Source organism: Streptomyces sp. MnatMP-M17, assembly GCF_900091995.1.
Taxonomy (GTDB): Bacteria; Actinomycetota; Actinomycetes; order Streptomycetales; family Streptomycetaceae; genus Streptomyces.
Genome location: NZ_FMDK01001099.1, coordinates 1 through 3,385, shown reverse-complemented (window position 1 = coordinate 3,385; position 3,385 = coordinate 1). Strand labels below are relative to the sequence as shown.

Here is a 3,385-nt window from a genome sequence, read left to right as displayed (position 1 = left end):
GTCTTTCGTTTGGATCAGGCTGGGTGAGGGAGCGCCCGCCGCGGGAGCGGCTGATGTCACCGCGGGCACGCGAGCCCGGCAAGATCCAAACGAGAGGCCCTGGGTGACGCAACGACCGTGGCCTGCGGGCCGGTTGTGCCGGAGGTCTGGTCCTGTGGCAGATGGTGGCGGTGTGGACAGGCAACGGTCATGGAGGTCAAACTCGCCTCGGCCCTCGCGCGGGGAATCGGGAAGGACTCATAACGGAGGCGCGATGTTGAGGCATGCGGTGCAACGTGTTTCTGTCATTGTCATGAGCATGGCGACAATGCCCATGCCGGCCACGGCCGCCCCGGCCCAGGCCGACGAGTGCCACACGTGGGGCCGCACCCTGTCCGACGGCATGTCGGACTCCGACCCGACCCGGCTGCAGATCCGGGTGGCCGGGCATGTCGACCCACGGCGAGATCCTCTCCGCCGACGGCGACTTCGGCCCTGGCCACCACGACCACAACGATCACACCCACGTGGACGGACGTACCGGCCGCTCCTGGGCCGCGCCCAATCGCGGCGTCTGACCGGCAAGTCCCCACGCGCACAGCGGTCCTGACGCGCCGCTTCCACACTCTCTTCCCCACTTTCGAGTAGGAGTGCCCTGATGTCGTCCCGCACCCCCTGGCGCGCCCGCGCCGGAACGGTCCTGCTGGCGGTGCTCGCCAGTATCGGCGCGTTCGCCGTCCCCGGCCGCGCCCTGGCCGATTCCCCGCCCGAGAGCCGGCGGACCGTCACCTACCACGGCTACCGCATCGAGGTGCCCGCCGAATGGGAGGTGGTCGATCTGGCCGAGAACCCGCGCGCCTGCCTCCGGTTCGACAGACCCGCCGTCTACCTGGGCGAGCCCGCGGACCAGAACGACTGCCCCTCCGGAGTCGTCGGCCGTACGGCGGGCATCGTCGTGGAGCCCATCACCGCCCGCTCCGCGGGCCAGGTGATGGCGGCGACCGCGCGGACCCAGCGCGGCAAGGCCACCGCCCCGGCCGCCGTGTCCAGCAACGACACCATCCAGATCGCGGTCGAGGACGCCGGCGTCCTCGTGACCGCCGCCCACACCCCGCAAACCGAGAGCCTGGTGCGCGGCGTTCTCGCCTCGGCCGGCCTCACCAAGGGCGCCGAGCGTACCGAGCTGCCCCGCGCGGCCCAGCGGTCCGACGCCACCCTCCTGGCCGCGGCCGGGCCGCAACCGGGCAGCTACCTGGGCAAGGGCTTCGACGCCTGTACCGCGCCCTCGCAAGCCGCCATGAACGCCTGGCAGGCGAGCTCGCCGTACAGCGCGGTCGGCGTCTACATCAGTGGCTCCTTCCGGGGCTGCGCCCAGCCGAATCTGACGGCGAGCTGGGTGACCGCCCAGACCAGCAACGGATGGCGTCTGTTCCCCATCGACGTCGGCCGCCAGGCACCGTGCACCAGCTACTCGCTGAAGATTTCCACCGATCCGGCCACGGCCAAGTCCCAGGGTGTCACCGCCGCGGCCGGCGCCATCACCGCCGCGTCGAACCTCGGTATCCCGGCGGGCAGCGCCATCTACAGCGACATCGAGGCGTACACCTCCACGGCCTCCTGCAAGGCGGCCGTGCTGTCGTACCTGTCCGGCTGGACCGAGCGGCTGCACAGCAGCGGCTATCTGTCGGGCCTCTACTCCAGCGCCGCCTCCGGTATCAAGGACGCCGCCGGCGAGTACAACAACGGCGCCTACACGCGGGTCGACCACCTTTTCTACGCGTGGTGGAACGGCGCCGCCGACACCAACACCGGTTCCTACGTGCCGTCCACGTACTGGTCCAGCCACCAGCGGATCCACCAGTACGCGGGTGAGGTCACGGAGTCCTACGGCGGCTACTCGATCACCATCGATCGCGACTACCTGGACGTGGGCAACGGCACCCCGCCCCCGGCCAGTTGTACCGGGGCGAACTTCAACTTCACCGCGTACACCGCCGTCCAGAGCGGCTCGTCCGGAGACCAGGTCAAGGCGGCCCAGTGCCTGCTCAAGGCCGCCGGCTTCGACCCGGGCACCCCGGACGGGATCTTCGGGCCCGCCACCACCACCGCCGCCCGGAACTTCCAGACCAGCAAGGGGCTCACGGCGGACGGTGTGGTCGGCGCGAAGACCTGGACGGCTCTGCTGTCCCGCGGATCCACCCCGGTCATCCAGAACGGCTCGACGGGAGAGGCCGTCACCCGGCTCCAGCGCGCCCTGACCGCCGCGCTCGGGCGGACGGTGGCCATCGACGGCGCCTTCGGCTCGGGCACCGCCCAGGCCGTACGCGACTACCAGTCCTCGCGCGGGCTGGGCGCCGACGGCATCGTCGGCCCGGCCACCTGGGCCGCCCTTCAGTCGGGGAAGTGAGCAGGGGAGTGAGGCAGGAAAACGTGAGACGACTCGCGCGCATCATCACGCTGTTCACCGCGATGGCGGGCCTGCTCCTCGGACTGGGCGTCCCCGCGCACGCATTCCCACAGGCCGCGTTCCCGCCGGCGAGCAGCGGCAGCCGGGGCTCCGACGTCGTCGCGCTGCAGTACCTGCTCGCCGCGCACGGCCGCTCCGTGGCGGTGGACGGCGTCTTCAGCTCGGGCACGCGGAGCGCCGTGGTGGGCTTCCAGCAGTCCAAGGGCCTGGTCGCGGACGGCATCGTCGGCCCCGCCACGTGGGGCGCGCTCGCCATCACCGTACGACAGGGCGACAACGGGCTGGCGGTGACAGCCGTTCAGTCGCTGCTCAATGCCAAGCGGGCCGCCGGCCTCTCGGCCGACGGGGCCTTCGGACCCGCCACCAACTCCGCCGTCCGCACCTTCCAGTCCCATGCGGGAATCGGCGCGGACGGCGTCGTCGGGCCGGCCACCTGGCAGAACCTGCTGTGGCACTACGAGAACATCAACTTCGGCGCCGGCTCGATGTGCGCACAGAGCCCCGACGGCAACGCAAACGCCCACTGGGCGACAGCCGGTGCCGTCGGTCAGCTGGAGGCCGCCGCCGCGACGTTCGCCACCACCGGGAACGGCCGACTGCCGGTCGGCGACGCGGGCTTCGAGCACGGCGGGGACATACCCGGCCACGCCAGCCACGAGGTCGGGACGGACATCGACGTGTGGCCGGTCCGCACCGACTCGGCACAGTGCACCGCGGGGCGTATCACCTGGCAGTCGAGCACCTACGACCGCGCGGCCACCCGCAGGCTCGTACAGGAGATCCGGGCGAAGGCCCCCGGCCACGTCGAGCTGATTTTCTTCAACGATCCGCAGCTGATCTCGGAAGGACTGACCACGAGCTACCCGAACCACGACAACCACCTGCACATCCGCTACCGATAGCCGGCCGGCCGCGGGCCCGGGGGCCTCGCCCGCGGAC

At 71.2% G+C, this 3,385-nt stretch carries 3 protein-coding genes; all 3 read left to right on the top strand.

What is annotated here, in order from left to right; translation table 11 throughout:
* Nucleotides 1-428 precede the first annotated feature (428 nt).
* Nucleotides 429-557 (top strand): hypothetical protein, encoded by a 129-nt coding sequence (locus GA0115259_RS42495; RefSeq protein ID WP_256098302.1) that lies wholly within the window; start codon nt 429-431, stop codon nt 555-557.
* A gap of 80 nt (nt 558-637) precedes the next feature.
* A complete protein-coding gene (locus tag GA0115259_RS36455; protein ID WP_093604758.1) occupies nt 638-2,386 on the top strand; it encodes a glycoside hydrolase domain-containing protein in 1,749 nt (582 codons plus the stop codon).
* Between the two features lie 23 nt (nt 2,387-2,409).
* On the top strand, nt 2,410-3,348 hold the full coding sequence (locus tag GA0115259_RS36450; RefSeq protein WP_256098301.1) for a penicillin-insensitive murein endopeptidase: 939 nt from the start codon (nt 2,410-2,412) through the stop codon (nt 3,346-3,348).
* The last annotated feature ends 37 nt before the right edge of the window (nt 3,349-3,385 follow it).